This is a genomic window from Methanobrevibacter millerae (assembly GCF_001477655.1).
Lineage (GTDB): Archaea > Methanobacteriota > Methanobacteria > Methanobacteriales > Methanobacteriaceae > Methanocatella > Methanocatella millerae_A.
In genome coordinates this window covers 844,438-865,504 of the sequence record NZ_CP011266.1, presented here as the reverse complement: position 1 = coordinate 865,504, position 21,067 = coordinate 844,438, and the positions used below count along the sequence as shown (strand labels likewise).

At 30.6% G+C, this 21,067-nt stretch carries 16 protein-coding genes and 1 pseudogene; 5 read left to right on the top strand and 12 right to left on the bottom strand.

Annotated features, from left to right (window positions below; translation table 11 throughout):
• Positions 1 to 44: 44 nt before the first annotated feature.
• Entirely contained in the window at positions 45 to 1,532 is a 1,488-nt protein-coding gene (locus SM9_RS03755; RefSeq protein WP_083495825.1) for a POT-type proton-dependent oligopeptide transporter, read from the bottom strand.
• 381 nt (positions 1,533 to 1,913) lie between these two features.
• Between SM9_RS03755 and SM9_RS03745 the strand changes: the two genes are divergently transcribed.
• Positions 1,914 to 2,735: an MATE family efflux transporter gene (locus SM9_RS03745; protein WP_058738864.1), complete on the top strand. Its 822-nt coding sequence runs from the start codon at positions 1,914 to 1,916 to the stop codon at positions 2,733 to 2,735.
• 15 nt (positions 2,736 to 2,750) lie between these two features.
• Positions 2,751 to 3,650, top strand: a complete 900-nt coding sequence (locus tag SM9_RS03740; RefSeq protein ID WP_332308769.1) for an MATE family efflux transporter — start codon at positions 2,751 to 2,753, stop codon at positions 3,648 to 3,650.
• Between the two features lie 629 nt (positions 3,651 to 4,279).
• Here SM9_RS03740 and SM9_RS03735 read toward each other — a convergent pair.
• Complete coding sequence (locus SM9_RS03735; RefSeq protein ID WP_058738862.1) at positions 4,280 to 6,007, bottom strand: MATE family efflux transporter; 1,728 nt, start codon at positions 6,005 to 6,007, stop codon at positions 4,280 to 4,282.
• Between the two features lie 11 nt (positions 6,008 to 6,018).
• On the bottom strand, positions 6,019 to 13,836 hold the full coding sequence (locus SM9_RS03730; protein ID WP_058738861.1) for a non-ribosomal peptide synthetase: 7,818 nt from the start codon (positions 13,834 to 13,836) through the stop codon (positions 6,019 to 6,021).
• A gap of 79 nt (positions 13,837 to 13,915) precedes the next feature.
• Between SM9_RS03730 and SM9_RS03725 the strand changes: the two genes are divergently transcribed.
• Positions 13,916 to 14,215, top strand: a complete 300-nt coding sequence (locus SM9_RS03725) for an STAS domain-containing protein (RefSeq protein ID WP_083495823.1) — start codon at positions 13,916 to 13,918, stop codon at positions 14,213 to 14,215.
• Between the two features lie 175 nt (positions 14,216 to 14,390).
• Here SM9_RS03725 and SM9_RS03720 read toward each other — a convergent pair whose 3' ends face one another.
• The 7 genes from SM9_RS03720 to SM9_RS03690 form a co-directional block, all read right to left on the bottom strand.
• A complete protein-coding gene (locus tag SM9_RS03720; protein ID WP_157064655.1) occupies positions 14,391 to 14,678 on the bottom strand; it encodes a hypothetical protein in 288 nt (95 codons plus the stop codon).
• A gap of 172 nt (positions 14,679 to 14,850) precedes the next feature.
• A complete protein-coding gene (locus SM9_RS03715; RefSeq protein WP_058738859.1) occupies positions 14,851 to 15,192 on the bottom strand; it encodes a hypothetical protein in 342 nt (113 codons plus the stop codon).
• A gap of 507 nt (positions 15,193 to 15,699) precedes the next feature.
• Positions 15,700 to 16,191: a DUF447 domain-containing protein gene (locus tag SM9_RS03710; RefSeq protein ID WP_058738858.1), complete on the bottom strand. Its 492-nt coding sequence runs from the start codon at positions 16,189 to 16,191 to the stop codon at positions 15,700 to 15,702.
• A 432-nt stretch (positions 16,192 to 16,623) separates the two neighbouring features.
• Positions 16,624 to 16,905, bottom strand: coding sequence for a hypothetical protein (locus tag SM9_RS03705; protein WP_058738857.1), 282 nt, complete (start codon positions 16,903 to 16,905; stop codon positions 16,624 to 16,626).
• Positions 16,906 to 17,196, bottom strand: coding sequence for a hypothetical protein (locus SM9_RS03700; protein ID WP_058738856.1), 291 nt, complete (start codon positions 17,194 to 17,196; stop codon positions 16,906 to 16,908).
• 96 nt (positions 17,197 to 17,292) lie between these two features.
• Positions 17,293 to 17,445 carry a hypothetical protein gene (locus tag SM9_RS03695; RefSeq protein WP_232299171.1) on the bottom strand — a complete coding sequence of 51 codons (153 nt, stop codon included), beginning with the start codon at positions 17,443 to 17,445 and terminating at the stop codon, positions 17,293 to 17,295.
• Between the two features lie 89 nt (positions 17,446 to 17,534).
• Positions 17,535 to 18,872, bottom strand: a complete 1,338-nt coding sequence (locus SM9_RS03690; RefSeq protein ID WP_058738855.1) for an MATE family efflux transporter — start codon at positions 18,870 to 18,872, stop codon at positions 17,535 to 17,537.
• A gap of 161 nt (positions 18,873 to 19,033) precedes the next feature.
• Here SM9_RS03690 and SM9_RS11640 point away from each other — a divergent pair.
• Both SM9_RS11640 and SM9_RS03685 read left to right on the top strand, forming a co-directional pair.
• Positions 19,034 to 19,273 (top strand): annotated as a pseudogene (locus SM9_RS11640) (acetolactate decarboxylase); the annotation flags it as partial.
• A gap of 100 nt (positions 19,274 to 19,373) precedes the next feature.
• A complete protein-coding gene (locus SM9_RS03685; RefSeq protein ID WP_058738854.1) occupies positions 19,374 to 19,943 on the top strand; it encodes a sugar O-acetyltransferase in 570 nt (189 codons plus the stop codon).
• Here the strand turns inward: SM9_RS03685 and SM9_RS03680 are convergent.
• Both SM9_RS03680 and SM9_RS03675 read right to left on the bottom strand, forming a co-directional pair.
• A complete protein-coding gene (locus SM9_RS03680) occupies positions 19,940 to 20,362 on the bottom strand; it encodes an RNA-binding protein (protein WP_058738853.1) in 423 nt (140 codons plus the stop codon). The genes SM9_RS03685 and SM9_RS03680 overlap by 4 nt on opposite strands.
• Positions 20,363 to 20,395: 33 nt before the next feature.
• Positions 20,396 to 20,953, bottom strand: a complete 558-nt coding sequence (locus tag SM9_RS03675; RefSeq protein ID WP_058738852.1) for a 50S ribosomal protein L15e — start codon at positions 20,951 to 20,953, stop codon at positions 20,396 to 20,398.
• Between the last annotated feature and the right edge of the window lie 114 nt (positions 20,954 to 21,067).

Below are 21,067 nucleotides of genomic sequence, written 5' to 3'. Positions count from 1 at the left end.
ATAAATCAATGATATCACAAATTATTTGTATTTAAAATGTGGAACTATGCAGAATTCGAATCTTCAAGATGCATTTTTTCAATCAATTTTTTTCTATAAATGATTAGAACTAATGCAGTAAATAGATTCATAATTACAAATATCATGAAAAAGTCCATCAGTCCATGAACCGGCATGTGAAAAATAAAAGACTCAGTTCCTTCCGGTGGGAAACGTGAGGATATAAATCCGGACAAGAACATTGCAACAGACTTTGTAGCCAGGAAAAATCCGAAAAACAAGGAATAATATTTTTCAGAGGCCAAATCACCAACCATAGCATAACCCGCTATCGAGAAAAGAAGTTCAGATACTGCTATAAAAAATTCAAAAACAACAATCCAAATCAAGCTGATTTTATCCACAGAATCAATATCTATATAATAGCCAATTACGGTTAGCAGCGTAAAGCAGAGCACCATGACCAACAGGGCCAATATGGTTCTTTTTATGAATCCCAGTTTGATTTTCTTTTTCTCCAGCTTATCAGTGACTTTAATAAAAATAGGGCCTAAAATTAAAATGAATAGAGGATTAAGCAGGGAAAACATTTGTACAGGTATTGTAAAAAAGCTCAAATCCCTTTGGACATAAGTATTTATAAAAAAGACAAGGGATATGCTGGATTGAGAAAATGCAATTCTATAAAAGATTATTATCATTAAAAATATGAAAAAGACCGTTATCCTATCCTTTTCCTTGAGTGTCAGTGAATCACGAAAAAGCCTTATTCTTTGATTAAAGTTTAGATTTTTGATTTTGAATATGCTTTCATGTGATATGTTCCTGAGAAGTTTATTTGACTCCTCAATTATGGACTCCTTAGGGCGGTCATCATTCATAGGATTTCCGTCATTGTCAACCAGATACTTATCTTTGCCTAATCTAAAGATGATTAGTCCGATAATTAGAATAATTGTGAATATGAAGAAAATCCATTCATATAATTCATAATTTTCATTTCCCACCACCACACTTGTTATGATTACTCCTACCAATATTCCAAAATTCAAAATGGGATAATAAATGGAGAATCCTTTAAGTCTTGATGATTCGTTATTGATAGAATTAATCATATGTGTAATTGAAAGGGATGAAAAACTCATTCCCAATGCGAGGAACAGCAATCCTATAAAGTACGCAATGTTTTGCAAATTAAGGACTATTGTATCTCGAACAGGATTGTTGGGGTCATATAATGAGGCTGAAAACCATAGAATCACTTGGCTTATTATCATTGAAACAAAGCCAATGGTCAGTGAAGTGGATTTATTCAGGTATTTGTCAGAAATGTATCCGATTAGTATTGGAATCAGATATGCAAAGCCGTAATAATATCCATAAACCCGTGATGTCAATGGAATTGAGAAATCCAAAACATAAAGTAGAAATAAAGTAAAAATTGATAAAACCCCATATTCCACTAGGTATGAAGTTGTTGAAATTGAAGAGATGAAGTATGTTCCCTTCATGCTTTCTCGGTCTTTGCTCATGTTGTATATTTATACCAATTGATATTATTTAAATTTTTTAAAGATTTGTAGAAATCATATTTTTATTGAATTTGATTAAATCCATTATATTAATTTCCACATCATATATTAATTTACTGCTTTAAATTAAAAATAAAGAAAAATTAGAATGAAATTAGTGAAAATTAAAATCATATACTTACCCTATTTTCAGGATTTAAGCCATAAAATTTCATTTTGTGTTTAGTATATTTTTAAAATTTTATTTACAAATGCTAATCACAGGAATAATTGTATACTTACCACTCTCTCAAAATCAAAATTTAATGAAACTTATTTGACTTCATAAAACATATAATCAAAGTTAAAAGTTATTAATTATTAAAAAAATATATTGTATATATGAAAGAAAAAATTGATTTGGTAACCCTACCTAAGAAATCTTTCTGGACATTAAGTTTGCCCATAATTGCATTTTGCATTTTTGATGCCATCTATGGAATAGTGGACATGTTGTGGGTGTCTAAAATAAGTATGGAAGCATTTTATGCAATGGGAATATCAATTCCATTTGTTACATTTGTTTTTTCAGTGGGCGATTCAATAGGTCAGGGAACTAATTCAATCATGTCCCGTTTTATCTGGGCGGGAGATTATGAAAGTTCATACAATGCATTAATTCATGGATTATTGGCATGTAATCTGGCATGGTTTATTATTGTATTACTCTTTTTGTTTGCAAATGGAGTTTTGTTTTATGTGGATGCTGAAAACTCATATATTTTGATTTTTGACTATTTGGTTCCGATTATAGTTTTTGCATACCTTTTTATTTTTAATAATCTGTTTTCAGAAACATTGCAGGCCGAAGGAAATTCAAGAACTCCAACTGCATTAATAATAGGATCTAATATTTTAAATCTGATTCTGGACCCTATTTTTATTTTTAATTTGAATATGGGAATCAAAGGAGCGGCATATGCTACTGTTTTTTCAGCTTTTGTTGTTTTTATTCCAATTTTGTATTTATATCTTTCAGGCAGGACAAAAGTTCCATTATCTACCAAATACTTCAAATTCCGTTCATATATCATTATTGAAATCTTTAAGGTAGCGCTTCCTAATTTTTTAGATAATGCTCTGTGGCTTCTTTCAGCTTCATATGTTAATGCTACATTGCTAATATCTATGAACAATATTGGCCCCATTCTATATTCTGTATAGAATAAATTAAAAAATCTGTTAATTGTCCCTGTTAGAGGTTATGGCCGGGCCTTGATGAGTGTTACCGGACATTTGTTTGGAGCACGTAAATTCAACGAATTAAATGACATGTATAAATATGTGCTTAAATTATCAGTTTTTACTTCACTGGCATTAGTGATTTTATTCTTCTTTATGAGAGATTATATATTTAATTTATTCTCCATTACAGGAATGCAAACTGAAATATACTGGATAGCATTATTCGGGATAGTTTCCATGCTTGCAGTTCCATTTGCTATGATTTCTGCAAAAATGTTGGACGGTTTTGGAAAGAGCATGTATTCACTGCTTTTTACAGCGGTTAAAATTTTCTTTGAAATGGGTTTAATCATTGTGTTGCATGTTACTTTGAATAATGCAAGCAGTGTTTTGATTTCAATTGTCATAACGGAGGTGGGTATAGGGGTTGTATATTATTTATTCTTAAGACATTTGTTCAAGAATTTTGATAAAAAATATGATGGCAAATCCACAGTTAAAACATTCACAAAAGAAGATCAAAGTATTGATGAAATTAAATTAGATGGTGAAGATGATGAAAGTGTTTTAAAAAGAAAATTATTCTTATTTACTTTAATATTGTCAGTTATTGCTACCTTGTTAATTTTATATTTAATTATAAAATTACATCCTAATTCAATTGTACTCATAGGAATTGTTGCTATAATTTGTATAAGCATTGGTAGTTTCTTGAGGCGAAGAGTAAATTTAATGAAATTACATATTATTGAAGTAATCATTTTAACCGTTGTGTTCTATTTGCTTTTAAATCACACCAGTTATGTCACTACCGTTTTATTAATAGTTATTAACATGTTACTATTGTATATCATGTCAACATTACATAAATTAACTGAAAAAGTAAAATCATAGCATTTAATTGATGGATTGAATGTTTTCAGCCCAAATATTCGAAACTGAAAAAATTACATACTTACCATCCTATTAAAAGAATTTTCAATAGATATTAAAATAATATTTTATTTAATTTTAACCATCAAATAACCTCCATTATCAATATCAAGAAAATAATTTCAGAATTTTACAAAATAACTTATTAATTAAATGAAAAATTAAAGATTAAAAGTATTATTTTTTAATAACCTTTAGTAAATTTAATATAAACATTTAAATAATAACAAAAAGTTAATACATTCATTTTATTAATTCTATTTTTTAAAATTCCCCAATATAATATTGATGAATGAAAATATCTAATTAATATAGATTCTAGATAAGGTAGTGTAGAGAGAACAAAAGTTATACAACTATCACATGAATTTTCATATATTCCTCTCCAAATAATTACATGATTAATATTTTAAATTTCAAGTCATACATAATTAGGCCAAAACAAGACTTTAAAAAAATTACATTTAATTCAAACATAAACACCGACCCCACATATCAAAAGTGGAATTAATCTCATCACCATTAGCATATTGCATTAGCTAATAAGATGATGGATTAATGACTTCATTATACGATATATAATGAAGTTGTTAATTTTTAATAGTTATTACAGTACTATTTAACCCTAATACTCTTGAATAGTCAACATTGTCTGCAATTTTATTTAAAACACTGATATTATCAAATTCAAGATTATCTTTTTCCACTACTGGATTGAAATCGACACCAGTATCCTTAATTGATATTAAAATATTGTCAGCATTATTTCTAACAATTACGTCAATTGTATTAACTGTTTCATTGTTGTTGATGATGTTTACAAGCATCTCTTCAATAGCTAAACTGACTATTGCTGCAGATTTATTGTCTGATAAATAATTCTGAACATTTTGTGCCAATTCCACAGCATCTTTTACATTACCATTAATTGTATGTTCAAATACTTTTTCATCATCATTGTGCTTGTTGATAAAGAATCCGGAATATTCACCCTCTGTTTTTTTATGGATATATTTTGAATAAGCAAAGATGAACAGTATTGTTAATGCTTCAGCGATTGCAAATGAAATCCAAATACCGTTTCCTGCAAATGGAATGGACAATATGCATGCAAGCCCAATAGGCAAGACCAAACCTTCAAGCAGGGAAATAATAGTGGATAATTTATTTTTCTGAATTGCCTGAGCATAAAAAGTATATAAAAATGTAATGGCTGTTCCCACATAACTTATTGCAAATATTCGCAGAGCATTCAATACAACAGGAACATCTGCAGGATTTTTAACACTGTACAGGAACAATAACGCCCGAGGATACACAATAAATAACAAAGATAAAGCCAAACTTGCAATTACAACGATTTTTAAAGACCTGTGAATAATGTAATTAACTCCAGAATAGTCTTCTTCTTTAAAGTAAACAGACACTATTGGAGACATTGTCTGAGCAGTTCCTATTAAAAATATATATAATATGAACAGGCTATTATAGCAGATACCGAATGCCACAATACCTGATTTTCCAACATATATTCCAACTAAAAAGTTTATTACAAGCAATTTTAAAGTTAAGTATAACTGTGTTGAAGAAGATGAAAATCCGGAAGTTGCAATTTTTTTAAGGAAAGCGAAGAATTTGCCTAATTTTAATTTAATAAATTCCAATGTACGGTCCTTTTTAAAAAAGTAATATGAAATTAAAACTGATCCAACAAGATAACCTGTTGAAGTAGCCAATGCTGCTCCTGAAAGTCCTAAATGGAAATATGAAATATAAATTACATCAAAACATATATTAACAATATTTGCAATCAATATTGCCCTGAACGGTAGTGACGGCATACCATCTGCCCTTATAAAGTATGATAAACTCATCATATAACATAAAAACGGCATACCAATAATTAATGAATTGAAATATGAAGTTACCTCAGGAATCAGTTCGGGCTGGGAGGAACATAAAAACTGTGTAATACTGCCTGAAAATATCAAACCGAATATCGAAATCAGTATTCCAATTACTAAAAGTGAAATAATGGATGTTGAAAAATATGAATTACTCTTTTCATCATCAAATTCTGCCTTTGCAACAGAACAAAGTACACTACCACCCAATCCAATCATCCAATAGATTAGATTGACAAAAGTAATCACAGGAGCTACAATCTGAATTGGTGCAAGATTAGATGCACCAATTAAAAAGCTCACTATCAAACCATCCACAAATAAACAGATATTTCCTGCCATTGAAGTAAATAATGTCGGGAGGAAAAATTCACTGAATTTACTCCTCAATAATTCATAATTTCTTTCATACATCATTAATCCCCTTAAATACTAAAGAAGTCCAGATCATCCAAATATTTCACAAAGTTATAGACATACTCTTCAGACACATACGGCCATTTAATTCCCAAACGATACAATGCCTGTACGGTATAATCATTTGATACAGGAAGCCAGATTTTTTTAACTTTACCAGAACCGATTGAAGTAATTAAACCTGAAACTCCTTCTTGTTTTGATTTATCTGCCAATGCATCATCCAATGCTTTTTGATATTCATCTTCCTCCACATATTCAATATTCAATCCCAGAGGTTTGATGATTTCAATTATATCTCCAAAACTGATACTGTGATAATCATATGGATGGAATACAGTACAATCCTTTGGAGTTTTTGACAGACTAATAATTGCTTTTGCAGTCATATCAATTGGTGAAAATTCAACATTGCCCATAATCATTGAGTAAGACATTTTTCCAATTGTAACAAATGCTTTTAAACGGTTAATGAATCCGTTTGATTCAAAGTTAATTTGGAATTCACTGTCAGAGCTTCTTGCCATCAGGTTTCCAACCCTCATGATTTTAACATCCAAATCATTCTCTACCGCAGCTTCAAGAACTGCCCTTTCTGCGAGGAATTTGGAGTTAAGATACTGATTGTCCACAGCCTGACCAATGAATAAGTCCTGCTCTGTGAACGGAACATCGACAGGAGGATAATTGTTAATACTTTCACCTGCAATACTGTAGGTTGAAACCTGAACATATTTTGCATTTTTCATTTTAGCAAACTTAAGCCCGTTTACAACACCACCAAGGTTAATGTCCTCAATGTCCGTTCCAGATGAAAAGTGTTTCACATTAGCTGCACAATTGACAATGGTATCAATGTTTACATTAATAAGTTTTTCAAAGTCTTCAAAGTTTGTAATATCCCCTTCAATAATGTGCAATCTCTCATTGAAAAGCTCTTCGTATTCATTGGAGAAATAATAGAAGAGAAGTGATTTTAATCTTTCCTCTCCGCTTAATACTTTGTTTGATCTTATGAAACAGTATACATCACCAGTTTCATTTTCCAATATTTCACGAAGAACATGAATTCCTAAAAATCCTGTAGCTCCAGTGAGTAAAATATTTCCCAAACTATCCTGAATTTCGCCATCAAGTAAGTTTTCAAGAGTGTTTTTCTTAAGTAATGAATCAATATCGGAATAATCATATGACAGTTCAGCTTTTTTCTCTTCAGACTGGTCGGATAATACCAATTCGGCCAATGCTCTTGGAGTTGGATTTGAAAATACATCCCCATAGTTCAGATTATAGTTTCTGTTTAGTGCCTCCATTGTAATTTTGGTCACTAAAAGTGAGGTTCCACCAATTTCAAAGAAATTATCTGTAGCACTTACTTCATCAAGTCCTAAGATTTCACCAAACAGGTTTGTAAAGAATGCTTCAATGTCATTTTCAGGAGCCACATATTCTGTTATTAAAACAGGTTCAGGTAAGTTTCTGAGGTCTGTTTTACCATTTGCTGTTTGAGGCATTTCATCAAGTTCCATATAAACTGTTGGAACCATATAATATACCAATTTTTCCGCAAGGGAAGCTTTTAAATCATCAATATTAATTGAGTATTCGTTTTCTCCACGGTTTTCCTCCCTGTATTCATCATGAACTGTGAAGTAGGCGCATAAATGGTCATTGCCTTTGATTTTTCTAACAACAACTGCAACGGATTTGATTCCTGGGAATTTTGAAAGTCCAACTTCAATTTCCCCAATTTCTATTCTTAAACCTCTGAGTTTGATTTGATTATCCATTCTTCCGAATACATAATAATCTCCTTCTTCAGTGACCTTAACAAAATCTCCTGAACGGTAAAATCTTATTCCGTTAATAACTTCATATGCCTCAGCATTTTTCTCAGGACGATTCAAGTATTCTCTTGAAACCCCTTTTCCTGCAATATATAACTCCCCTATTACATTTGGAGGCAATGGATTGGAGTCAAAGTCCATGACCATTTCATGAACGTTGAATAATTCTTTTCCAATGTGAATATCTGAGCTTTCAAGCTGAACACCGTTACAGTAGACAGTTGTTTCTGTTGGCCCGTACATATTAAAGAATTTTCCATTGGAATTTTGTGAGAGAAGCTCATATAATCTTTTAGAGAAAGGTTCTCCAGCATGAATATATACCTTAAATCCATACATAGTCTCCTGCATCGCTTCAATTTCAAGATACTGAAGCAGTCTTGATGGGGTTGCAATGTAAACATTTGCACCGGTTCTGTGGATTAAATCCATCATTTCAATTGGATCTTTATATTCAGTATCATTAGCAAATACCATTGGAACACCATTCAAAAGTGATCCCATAATTTCCTGCTGGAATACATCAAATGCAACTGTTGTTGTGGACAATACTTTATAATCTTCTTTTTCAAGATTATGAACCAGTTCATAAGTACAAACATTCCTTGGGTCAGGATACACAAAGTTTGCAATGTTTCCATGTTCAAGGATTACTCCTTTAGGAAGTCCTGTTGAACCTGAAGTGTAAATGAGATATGCCATATTGTTTGCATGCACATCCGGATCAGGGTTAGCAGTGTCTTTTTCTTTGAGCAGTTCATTAACATCAAGCAAATTATCTTCATATCCACTTAAATCTATACCTTTCTTCTCAATCACATCATCCACAATGATAAATTTGGATTCACTGTCTGTTAAAACATGCTCAATTCTCTCAGATGGATATTCTGAATCCACCGGAATGAATGCTGCACCGGATTTTAGAATACCAAATATTGATGCAACCACATTACTGTCCCTATTTAATATAAACATTATTCTGTCTTCAGGACCGACACCCCTTTTAATGAGGCTGTGAGCAATTCTGTTAGCTTTTTTATTTAGTTCATCATATGTAAATTCCCCGTCAGTGGCATATAATATTACTCTGTCAGGATGCATTTCAACCTGATTTTCAAATATTTTATTTAATCTGTCTTCAGGAACATCATCATATGCCAAATCATCGACACCCCAGTCATCGTTTTCAATGATTGAAATATCTTTCATCAATGTGCTTTCATCAAATGTCTGGAATTTGTTTAAAACTATTCTAATTGATTCAAGGAAAGTGCTGATTAAAGTTTCAGAGTATAACTGATCATTATATTCGCAGAAAATTCTGTATTGACCATCAACTTCCACAACATTAATGTTGACTTTGAATTTCAGTCCTTCATAATCAATAGACTGTCTTTCAACTTTCATTCCACCGATTTCAATGTCTTCAATGATTTTTCCATGATAAGCATATAATATTTCAGGAGCAATATCGAATTCATTTGAAATTTCAGTTAAAGGATATGCGGAATATGTCAATACATTCAGCCATTCCCCATTTATATATTCAAAGTATTCCTTAAGAGTTGAATCAGAATTTAATTTCAATGCTAATGGTAATGTTTTAACCATCATGGCCAATGTTTTCTGTTGATTTGGATTGAATCTACCATTAGTGATAGTTGCGATTAATGTATCACGATTATATACGAATTTATTTATAACAAATGATGTTGCTGCCAGGAACAAATTGTTCTGAGAGATATTTGCTTTTGAACAGAACTCATCAATACTGGTTTTTTCAAGGAAAATATCATTCATTGCGACTTTACCTTGTGATTCATCACCGTTAATGTCCTGTGGAATTAATGTTACATCATCAAACTCTTTGACTCTGTTATTGAAGAATAATTTTGCCTCCTCATATAAACCGGATTGGCGTGTTTTAATCTCATTTAAGCAATATTCAAATCCGTCAAGCTCTTCAATCTCATAATCTTTTCCATCATAGATTTTTGAGATTTCATCAAATAAAATGTTTAAAGAGGTTCCATCAACAATAATGTGGTGGAAATCAGCTAAAAGCATTGAGTTTCCAACTATCTTAAATCTGAATAATGGACCCTCATCCAGTTTGAATGGTTTTACAAACTCATCAACATCAGCTTCATCAACAACTTCAATCATATCATCAATTTTTAAATCATCCCTTCTTTGCTGATATACTTCACCGTTATCCATTATTATTCTTGTTTTGAGATACGGATGATTTTCAATAGCTTTAATGATTGATGATTTAAGTTTGCCAACATCAATTCCTTCACTAAATTCCATTTTCTTCGGAAGGTTATATGCAGTGTTATCCAGATTTTTAATGCAGTCAAAGTAAACTCCAAGTTGATTTGGAGTTAAAGGATAAAGTTCTTTAATATCCTGCGATTCATCATCTTCAATTTTAATTTCAGAAGCTATTTTTTCAATAGTTTTGTATTTAAGAATTTCAGTAACATTCAATTGGGCATTTAATTTGGAATATATTGCAGAGGTCAGCTGGATAACTGTCAAAGAAGTTAAACCAATGCTGAATAAATCAGTATTAACACCAAATTCATCCATTCCCAAAATATCTGAGACAATGTCAAACAGTTCTTTTTCAATATCATTTCTCGGTTTAATAAAATCATCTAGATTTATTTCAGGATCCGGCAAGTTTTTGAAGTCAGTTTTTCCATTTGGAGTTTTTGGAAAAGCGTCCAATTGTATTAAATAAGACGGCACCATATACTTCGGAAGTGAATCGATTAAATGCTGTTTTAAATCATCCAAATTAATTTGTGAAGTTGCAGTAAAGTATGCGCAAAGGTGTTCAATACTGTTAAGTTTTTTAACAACAACCTTTGACAATGCAATGCCTTCATAGTTTGCTATTACACTTTCGATTTCAGATAACTCAATTCTCAATCCTCTGAGTTTAATCTGAGTATCGTTACGTCCTGCAACATACAGTTCGCCTTTTGAATCCTTTTTACCCAAATCACCAGTGTTATAATATGGAATGTTGTTTAACTCCATGAACACCTTTTCGGTCTGTTCAGGATTATTCAGATATCCTCTTGCAATTCCGGCACCACCAACATATATTTCACCGGAAACATAAGCAGGCAGCTGATTTCCATCAATATCCATAATTTTATCAACTACATTAAGCATTTTCCAACCAGCAGTTACTTCAGAAGAGTCAATTAATTTGTAATGTGATGCTATTGTAACTTCTGTCGGACCATATGAATTGTAGATATCTGCTTTAGTGTATTTTGACAATCTATCATAGAGAACTGGAGGGAATCCTTCACCACCTACAATAATTACTTTACATCCGCCAACAACATTCTGAATTTCTTCAAGCTGCAAGTATTCAAGCAGTCTTGTCGGTGTTGAGCCAAAACCATCCGCATCAGTCTTTTTAAACAGTTCCACTAATTGTAATGGGTCAATAGCCTCATCATCATTTGCAAATACCACCGGCAAACCGTTTAAAATTGTACCGAATATCTCCCTTAAAAATACAATGAATGACACTGTTGAAATTGATATGAACTTATCACATTTACGGTTGAGCTCATAAATCGGAACATTTTCATCCACATTGGCAATATAGTTTGATATTCCCCTATGAGTAATCATTACCCCCTTAGGTTTTCCGGTTGACCCTGAAGTATAAATTAAGAAACATAAATTGTCAGGAGTTAATTCTACATTCGGATTTGAATCATCGCTTTCTTCAAGTAATTTTCCAACATCAAATCTGTTTTCACCATCGTATTCGATATCCTCAGAAGTAATGACAAATTTTGAATCGCTGTCTTCCAATATCTGGTCAATCCTGTTTTTCGGATAGTTCGGATCAATCGGAATAAATGCGGCACCCGCTTTGACAATACCTAAAACAGCCGCTATCAAATCACTGTTTCTCCTCATCATAAACATTACTTTATCTTCAACTTCAACCCCATTTTTAATTAAACTGTTGGCTATTTTATTTGCTTTTCTGTTTAATTCATCATATGTTAACTCGCCATCCTCTGTATAAAGTATTGTTTTATCCGGATTTTCCAAAGATATCTTTTCAAATATATTATTTATTACGCCTTCATTAGCCAGATCAATTTCAAAGTCCTCATCAAGTTCAATTTCACGTCTTATTGAAATAGAATTAAGTAATGTCTCATTTATGGTAAATTTATCCAATAATACATCAATGGACTCCAAAAATACGTCCATTAATTCTTTTGAATAGAATGATTCGTCATAACTGATATTGATTTTTCCACTTTCATAATTAAAGACAAGTTTGTAGTCTTTAGTGTCAAATTCATCAATGAAAAATAATATTTCACTTTCAAAGTTTAATTTCTGATTGTTTAAAAGGGGATATTTATTGAATTCTTTAAATGAATTTTTAAAATCATTTAAGTATTCTTCAACGCTTAAATCAGTGTCAAAATGATATCCTGCAGCAACACGATTATAAGCAATTAAAATATCTTTTGAAAATGAAAATTTGGTTAAATCATATAGGAAAACTGCGAGCAATAGCTTTTCCTTAGGCAGTTTATACTGGTTAGACAAATTTTGTAACTTATCCTCATCAATTGCTTTAGAAATCTGTGTAAATTTAACCTTATCACCACTAACATCCGGTGAAATTGATGTTGGATTATCAAATGAATTTATCAGATTATTATAATAATTTTCTGCCCTGAAAAATTCCACTTCATCCACATTGTAATCCCGACATTTTTTTGATGAATCTATGCTAACCTCTTTTAATAGATCTTTTAAACCTTGACCGATTGATTCGATTTCACTTTTATGGAAACATGCTTTATCATATTCAATGAAAATAGAATGCAAACCATTTTTATCGGAGAAATTTTTATTTATTCTGAAGTGAAGCGGGAATTTAATGTCCTTTTGATATGTCAGGAATTTAGAATCATGATTTGTAGAATTTGACACGATGGAAATAGTAGAAATACAATCAGGATCAATTCCCGCATTTCTCAAATCAGTTGTGTACTCGCTGAACTGCAGTTTCGCATGAGCCAAACCCTCTTTTAAAACGCTTTTAGAGTATGCAAGCAAATCATCAAATGTTAAATATTCATCATAGGTTAATCTTAATGGAATAGTGTTTACAAACATTCCCAGTGCATCATCTTGTCCAAAGTATCTGCCATGGACTGAAGTGTTTAAAACCAGATCTTTGAATAAGTTATTGCCACGTTTTAATTTTGCCAAATACAAGAAGGTTAATGCAAGAGATGTTACAAATGGCGAATAATTAAAATCTGAAGTCTGATCTAAAAGAACTTCAAAATACCCAAGTTCCGAATTATCAAATGAATACCAGTCTCCGGAATAATCCTTTAAAGTATTTAACCAGTATTTTTTATCACTTTTTGCTTCATCAGATTTTAAATATTTTAATTCTTCATCAACATAAGTTTCATAGGAATAATCAATTGGGACATATTCACTATTGTTTTTAATAGATTCGATGCACTTATCCATTTCATGAGGAATAATTGAAAATAAAGAAGTCCCATCAAGCAAAATATGCTGGACAACACCTATCAAAACAGCGGAAGATTCTGTTTTTAAAACTGCCCATTTATATAACGGAGAGTCAAATACATCATCAAAAGGTTTATCAAGATAATCTTTTATAAAATCATTTAGATTTTCATTTGAAACATCAAATGAATCAATATTTACATCAATATCTATATAATACTGCTTGAAATTACCGGTATCATCATTTTTAATTTGTAAATTCAAATATTGGGCAGATATTATTTTAATTGCTTTTTTAACATACCCCAAATCCTCCAAATCATAATCTTTTCTAAATTTAAGATAAAATGAATCATTATGAGGATTATTTATCTCTGAAAATAAAAGCATTTTCTGAGCTGAGGATAATTTAAAGAAATTCATATTTATTCTCCTAAATTTAACTATACTAAAATTATGTAAAACAAAATATTTAAAATTAAATATTAACAAATAAATTACTATGAATATTAATAAAGATTACAATGGACAAGAATTAACAATTTTTGTTGAAGGGCGTATAGATACAATTACTTCACAAGACCTTGACAATGAAATTAAAAATGAAATGGGAAAATTTGATTCATTAATTATGGATTTTACCAATATGGAATACATTTCAAGTGCAGGTCTCAGAGTTCTGATTGCAACTCAAAAGAAATTAAAACCAGACAATATTCCGTTCATCATTAAAAATGTTAATGAATCTGTGGGAGAAATATTCAGAATGTCTGGGTTTGATAAAATTTTGAATATAGAGTGAATTCAGCCAATTAGATAGAAATGATATGCATCATTTAACTATTTGAATTCAAATAATTATCAAATTTCAAGTACACATTCTCTTCAAATTTTCCAAATCTCTCTTTAACTTTTAATTTTCTGATTTCACTTTTAATAAGTTTGTTAATATTTAATTTAAGATAAAATATGCATAATTATTGTCTTTTAAATTCTAATTCTTCCATTATATCTTCGTAACCTATTTTTAGATCTGTAACAATTGCCATTCTATCTTTTTGTTTGGTATTTTCTTTGATAAACTCACGAACAATGAGAATTTTCTCTTCATCAGTGAATAATTCTACAATTGGTATATGGTGATATATATCAAATAGAACATGCCTAAAATACCATATTTTTTCTATTTTTATCCATTGCGCATCATATCCATAGTATCCACTCAATTTAGGAATATCATAGCAAATATAATTATCTTTAATCACTATTAATGATTTTCGAACTGTTTCATGAGATAATTTGAGATTATTAAATAAATTCTAGTATTCTTCAATGTCTCTGAGCGAAAACCAGTTTAATTCTTTAGTTTTTATTGCTTTTTTCCTTTAAATCTTCAGAAATATTGAAGTACTGTTCATATTGTCCTTTAAATTCAGTTTAGGATATCCTACCACATTTTATACATTTATACCTTTGTACTTTAACAGTTCCCTTAAAATCATCATTTATCCAATCACGAGTCGTGTAATTCCATTTAACCACATTACGTGAATAACAATGTTTACAAAAAGGTTTAACATATCTAATTATACTTTTTTCATTTATAACAAATTCATCATTTAAAGTAGGATTATTAATCACCGCGAAATATGTATAATCATCTAAATCCAATTTTAACTGGATATCAGATGACTTTGATGATATTTTTTCATCAGGAATATCATCACACACAGGTTCTGGATCATCAAAACCACAAAATATTAATTGATATTCAGACATTCTTTAATAGGAAAGGCTTGTTTTTTGAGTAACATAATATTAAATGAGTCTTTCTAAATATATAAATTTAACCATTCTTTTTTTCAAAAAATAACTAATAAATATATATAAAAAATTAAATAAATAAAAATATTATATATAAATCAAAAAAATAACTAAATATCATCATCAAATAATAAAAATAATCACAATAAAAAGAAAAAAATTATCAAAAATCCAATTTCAGTATAAATCTTTCGATAAAAAATAAATAAAAAAATAAAAAAACAAATAATAAATGATTAACCTATGAAAAAATAATAATTAAGTATTAATTATTGAAATTAATCATTATTTATTCATTAAATAATAAACAAAAGATAAATAAAAAAAATTTAATTTCTTGTTGTTTCACCAACAGACAAATTGACAGTCACATTTAAAAAGACCACATAATTATTAATTTAAAAAAATAAAGATAATTATAAAATATTTAAGTCAGACCCTTATCATTATGAACAATTAAACTTAATGAACCGCCATCTGAAACATGTGGAATTTTATATTGGCCTTTGCACCCAATATTACAAGGTCAAGTCGAGTATAGTTTGTAAGGCATTCGAGAAGCGCAAAAACTCCTCGGTTTAAAGCCTTTGCACATGGATTGTTTTTGACGATTTTTACAACATCACTGCTTATGATATAAGCCTCACCATTTGATGTTACATGGTCTTTAATGAGATCCATTTTTCTAATGTCTGTGACATCGCAAATGATATATGCTTCTGCATTTTTTAATATTGCAATATTTTCATCATCTGTAAACTCTTCAGTATCCAGGTTTCCGATGGTTGACTTTACAAAATTTATAAGATTAAAAATAATATTTACAACATATTTCCTTGTTTCCATGATGTTTTTCAGAGTTTTGGTACCGACAAATAACCTGCATCCAAGTTTATTTTTGCCTTTGCATACAATTCCTATTGGAGCTGCATTTTTTACACCGTCCTTGCTCATGGTAGTGTAAATCCCTCCATATTTCTGTCATTCTTCAATTCCAATATCTGTCAAATCCATAGCCATTTTATCATCCATATTAATTTACATTTTCAATATTAGTATCTATTTCTAATCTAATTAAAAATTATTGTGAAAAATTCTTTGATTTAATTAAACTGATATTTATAAACCTAACGATTTTAAGAAAAATAGAAAAATTTTATATCGAAGAAATAATATAGAAATTAATAGAATATTAAATTGATGCAATTTATAGTCCTATGGTGTAATGGCAATCATACGAGTCTCTGGAACTTGTGACTCCGGTTCGACTCCGGATAGGACTACTTTCTTATTTTTTTTGGCCGAATATTTTTAGTAATGATTTTCAAAGATTTTGATAAATTATAAATAGTGAAAATTTATACGAAAAAAAGAAAAAAAGAAAAATTATGGGAAAAGAGTTACACCCATAGCTTCAATCATTGACTGGATACCTAAAACTATAATAGCTACCCCTCCGAAAATTTCAATATAATCAGCATATTTAATAGCCACTTTTGTTCCGTAAGCTCCAAGCAATAGCCAAATAACCACTGCAATTAAACTTAATCCACCCAATATAAATGGATCAACATGTGCAACAGCACCTTGTGATGCTAGAATCAAGTTTTCGATGTTTCCAAAAATAAGCAAACCAGTAAATGGCGCATAATCTTTTAAATTAACCATTTAAACCCTCTCTATTTTTTTTGCACGAATATTTTTAACAGCTTCATAAATAGCTTGAATACCTAGTATAACGATTGCAAGACCACCAATAAATGTGATATAGTTTGCATATTGGATTGCAAATTCAGTAGCCACAGTTCCAATAACCAACCATATTATAACAGCAATTATACTTAGTATACTTAATATTTTAACATCCACACCCTGAACAACACCCTGTGATGCTAGAATCAAGTTTTCGATGTTTCCAAAAATTATTAAACCTATAAAAGGTAGATACGCTTCTAACAAATTATCACCATATAATCTTTTTAATTCGTAAATATTTAAATATTATCATTAAATTGGCATTTTCTAAATCAAGTTACCCTATGATTAGATATTGTATCACCGTTGGAATACATTGAAGTAATAATTGTATTTACCAGCCATTAAATTGATGTTTAATCTAGCAATATCCTCATTATCAGTAGTTCTATCATAAAATACTCCATTAATGTTGAAGGTAATTATTTGGTTAGCAAATGCTTTACTGACCATCCATTAATTTAGCTTCAAATTTAAATCCATCTTTGAAAGACCTATTTAAATCTCTAACAGAACAAACCAGCAATACCATTATTATACATCTAAGCGCCTGCAGCATGATGGATTTCATTTTCAGATTTTTTAAGGAAATATTTTAGCATGATATAATACAAAATAGCCAATGTAACTTCCCCAACCAGTATTCCCAGTAAGACACAAACACCCTGCTTGAATATAGGTGCCAATAAATATACAATTGAAATTTCATAAATGATACTGCCCAATGTTAAAAGCAGTTCATAAAAACTCTTTCCCATCCCATCCAGCATTTTTTCCGTGACTGCTGTAATACCACGGAATGGGACAATTATAATACCCGCAAGTGCAATATAAAATACTGATTCGGGTACGCCAGTAACTGAAAACAATGCAAAACCATAATCTCTAATGAAGAAGAATATTACAGTTGATATTACTGAAATCAAAATAGTTATTTTAAGCACATAATGATATAAATCTTTCAGTTCATCAATTTTATTTGCACCAAACAAATGTCCGCAAATACTAACCAATCCTCTACTGAATGCCTTTTGATGAGAAATAATTACGGATTGAATTTTTGAAGCAGATGAGTAAAGCAGCACACCAATTTGACCAAGCTGTTCGATTAATATCTTATTGAAGAATAGTATTAAAATACACCATAAACTGTCCATTAAAAAGTTTGGAAAAGCTACAGTAAATATATCATAAACTATTCCTGGCTTGAAATACCTAAAATTTATAGGAACTTCTGATTTTCCACTCAAATACCAATATAATAAATAAAGAGCACTAAATCCTGAAGATAATATTGTAGCATATGAAGCACCGCTAACGCCCCAGTCTAAAACAAAAATGAAAATCGGATCTAAAACCAAATTCAAGACATTAGTTGAGATAAGCAATATTGTGGGAATTTTTGAGTTTCCTTCAGCCTGAAGAGTGTTTGCAAAAAAATTAGAAAAGATAAAAACAAACGGACATAAAATCATAGGACTCAGATACTGCATTGACAAATCCATTGAAGAATCTGCGCCAACAAATGTTAAAATATCCATTAAAAAGAATATGGACATCATAATGATAACACAGCTCACCAAACATGCCACAATACCATGCAAAATTGAATTATAAGAACCAATTAAATTATTATCTCCCATTTCTCTTGACATTATAGAATTGGTTCCGATACCCAGAGACCTTCCAAAACTTACAATAAGCGTGAGTATTGGAACTGTCACCCCTATTGCGAAAAATGATTCAGGATTCATCTGAGACACCCAAAAAACATCAACAAATGAGTAACCCGCTTCAAAAAGAGTAAGCAAAAGCAGTGGCGTGGTAAACTGCCAGAAAGCATTTTTAGGATTTGAAATAAAATCTACATTATCTGCCATAATAATATTCTGTTTAATTAAACATATAATATATGGCTTGAAGTTGTCATAGTAGCTATTTTAGCAGGAGTGCCATAGGCCACAATTCCTCATTAGTTACACTATTCAATCAGAAGAAAACCCTATAAATAATTCACTGAAGTTGCTGCAGTAAACCAAAGGTATTCAACCACACAGACCAAACAGGAACAATAGTAACAGCATACTTTCCAAAATACATGAATGAATTGAACATGCCTGTTTGGCATCCTCATTTTCTGTCTGATGATAAAACAAAAGGAAGTTATGTTTTAAATTTCACAAATTTTAGTGAATCAGGTCAAATTGATGAAATCCATGAATTCAACATGATACTCCCAACCGACGATTCATTTGCAAAAATGAATTCACCGAAAACGTGACAAACAAAATCAACAGTAGGAATAACTCTCTATTTAAGTTATTCTCTTTTTTTATTTAAATGTAAAAATTATTATATTTCAAATTAAAAAAATAATTAATATGTTAGAACTAGAAGAATTACTAAAAATTTTCAATGCTGGCGAAACATTAGAAATGGATGAAGAAGCTGCTGAAGCATGCAATTATTATTCAAGAGAAGCACAAAAGATAACATGTGAAATAAATTATCAATACCATGAATTTGAAGAAACAAAAAAACTATTCTCAAAATTGATTGGGAAAGAAGTTGATGATGAATTCAGAGTTTTTCCACCATTTTATACAGATTTTGGTAAAAATATTCATTTAGGAAAAAATGTTTTCATCAACTCTGACTGCAAATTCCAGGATCAGGGAGGCATATACATAGGTGATGATGTGCTTATTGGACACAATGTTGTTCTGGCAACGCTTAATCATGAAGAAGACCCTGAAAAGAGAGGAAACCTATGTCCTTCATCAATAAAAATAGGAGACAAGGTTTGGATTGGATCAAATGCAACAATATTGCCAGGAATCACTATTGGAGATGGTGCAATCATTGCAGCAGGAGCCGTTGTAACAAAAGATGTTGAGGAAAAAACAGTTGTCGGTGGTGTTCCCGCAAAATTCATTAAAAAAATAGATTAATTTTTATCAAAAATAGCTTCACGAACTTTATCAACTGCAATCTCCTTTTTAGCAGGATATGCTGCTATTTTAATTTTCAAGTGAATGGAATCTCCGGAATCCTTGATGGTCATCTTTTCATCAATGGCATCTTCCTTGTCAAATCTTAAAAACCAGTTCCCCTTTTCATCCATTTTTCTCTCTAAATCATCATTTAATTTATCCAAATCAACGGATTCCAAAAGCAAGTTGAAAAATTCTTTAGTATATCTTTTTTTAGAAACAGTGCCTGATAAAATTATTATTTTATCTTCAGTCAAACCTTCAGCCTCTTCAGCTTCTATTTCAGCTTCGGGTAAAATGTTCAAAATAGCTTGAGATAATTCATCAACATCTTCATTTTCGTAAACGAAGACTCTGAATTTAATGTTATGTATCATGAAAATCAAAAAAGAGTAGTAAAAAAAGAGAGATTATAAATCTCTTCTTCTTGCTTGTTCACTACCTTTTCCTTTAGATTTTATTCCACGTCCTTTGTTACCAGCACTGGTTAAGCCTCTTAAAGCTCTGTTAGTGTGTTTTTTAGAACAAATCCAATTGATTTTTTTATCGTTAATGATAGAAGGACTTTGTGGATCTACTAAGATAACTTCGTAGTATTTGTATTTTCCGTCAGACCATACCCAGTAGGAGTTCAATACTTCTAAGTTAGGGTATTTTTTACCTACTCTTTCTTCAGCGATTCTTTGAATAGATTTTGCTTGAGTGATTTTGTTTACACCCATTCTTTTAGGTTTACGACCGCCTTTGAAACGTGATTTCCTTCTTCCACCACGTCTTACTCTGGTTCTTACTAAAACGAAACCTTTTTTAGCTCTGTAACCTAAGCTTCTAGCTCTGTCTAACCTTGTAGGTCTGTCGATTCTTTGTACTACTTTTTGACGTCTCCATTTTGGAGCTCTTTGCCACATGAGTTCACGCACGTAGGACTCATCTGGGTTTTTCCAAGCATCTCTAATATATTTATACATAAATTTCACCTTTTTTTTGTTCAGCTATAAAAGCCACATCCAATGGGAATTATCCCAAAAAAAGTAAACTGCTAAAATTTTAACAGTAATAAAATATTTGTTTTATATACATAT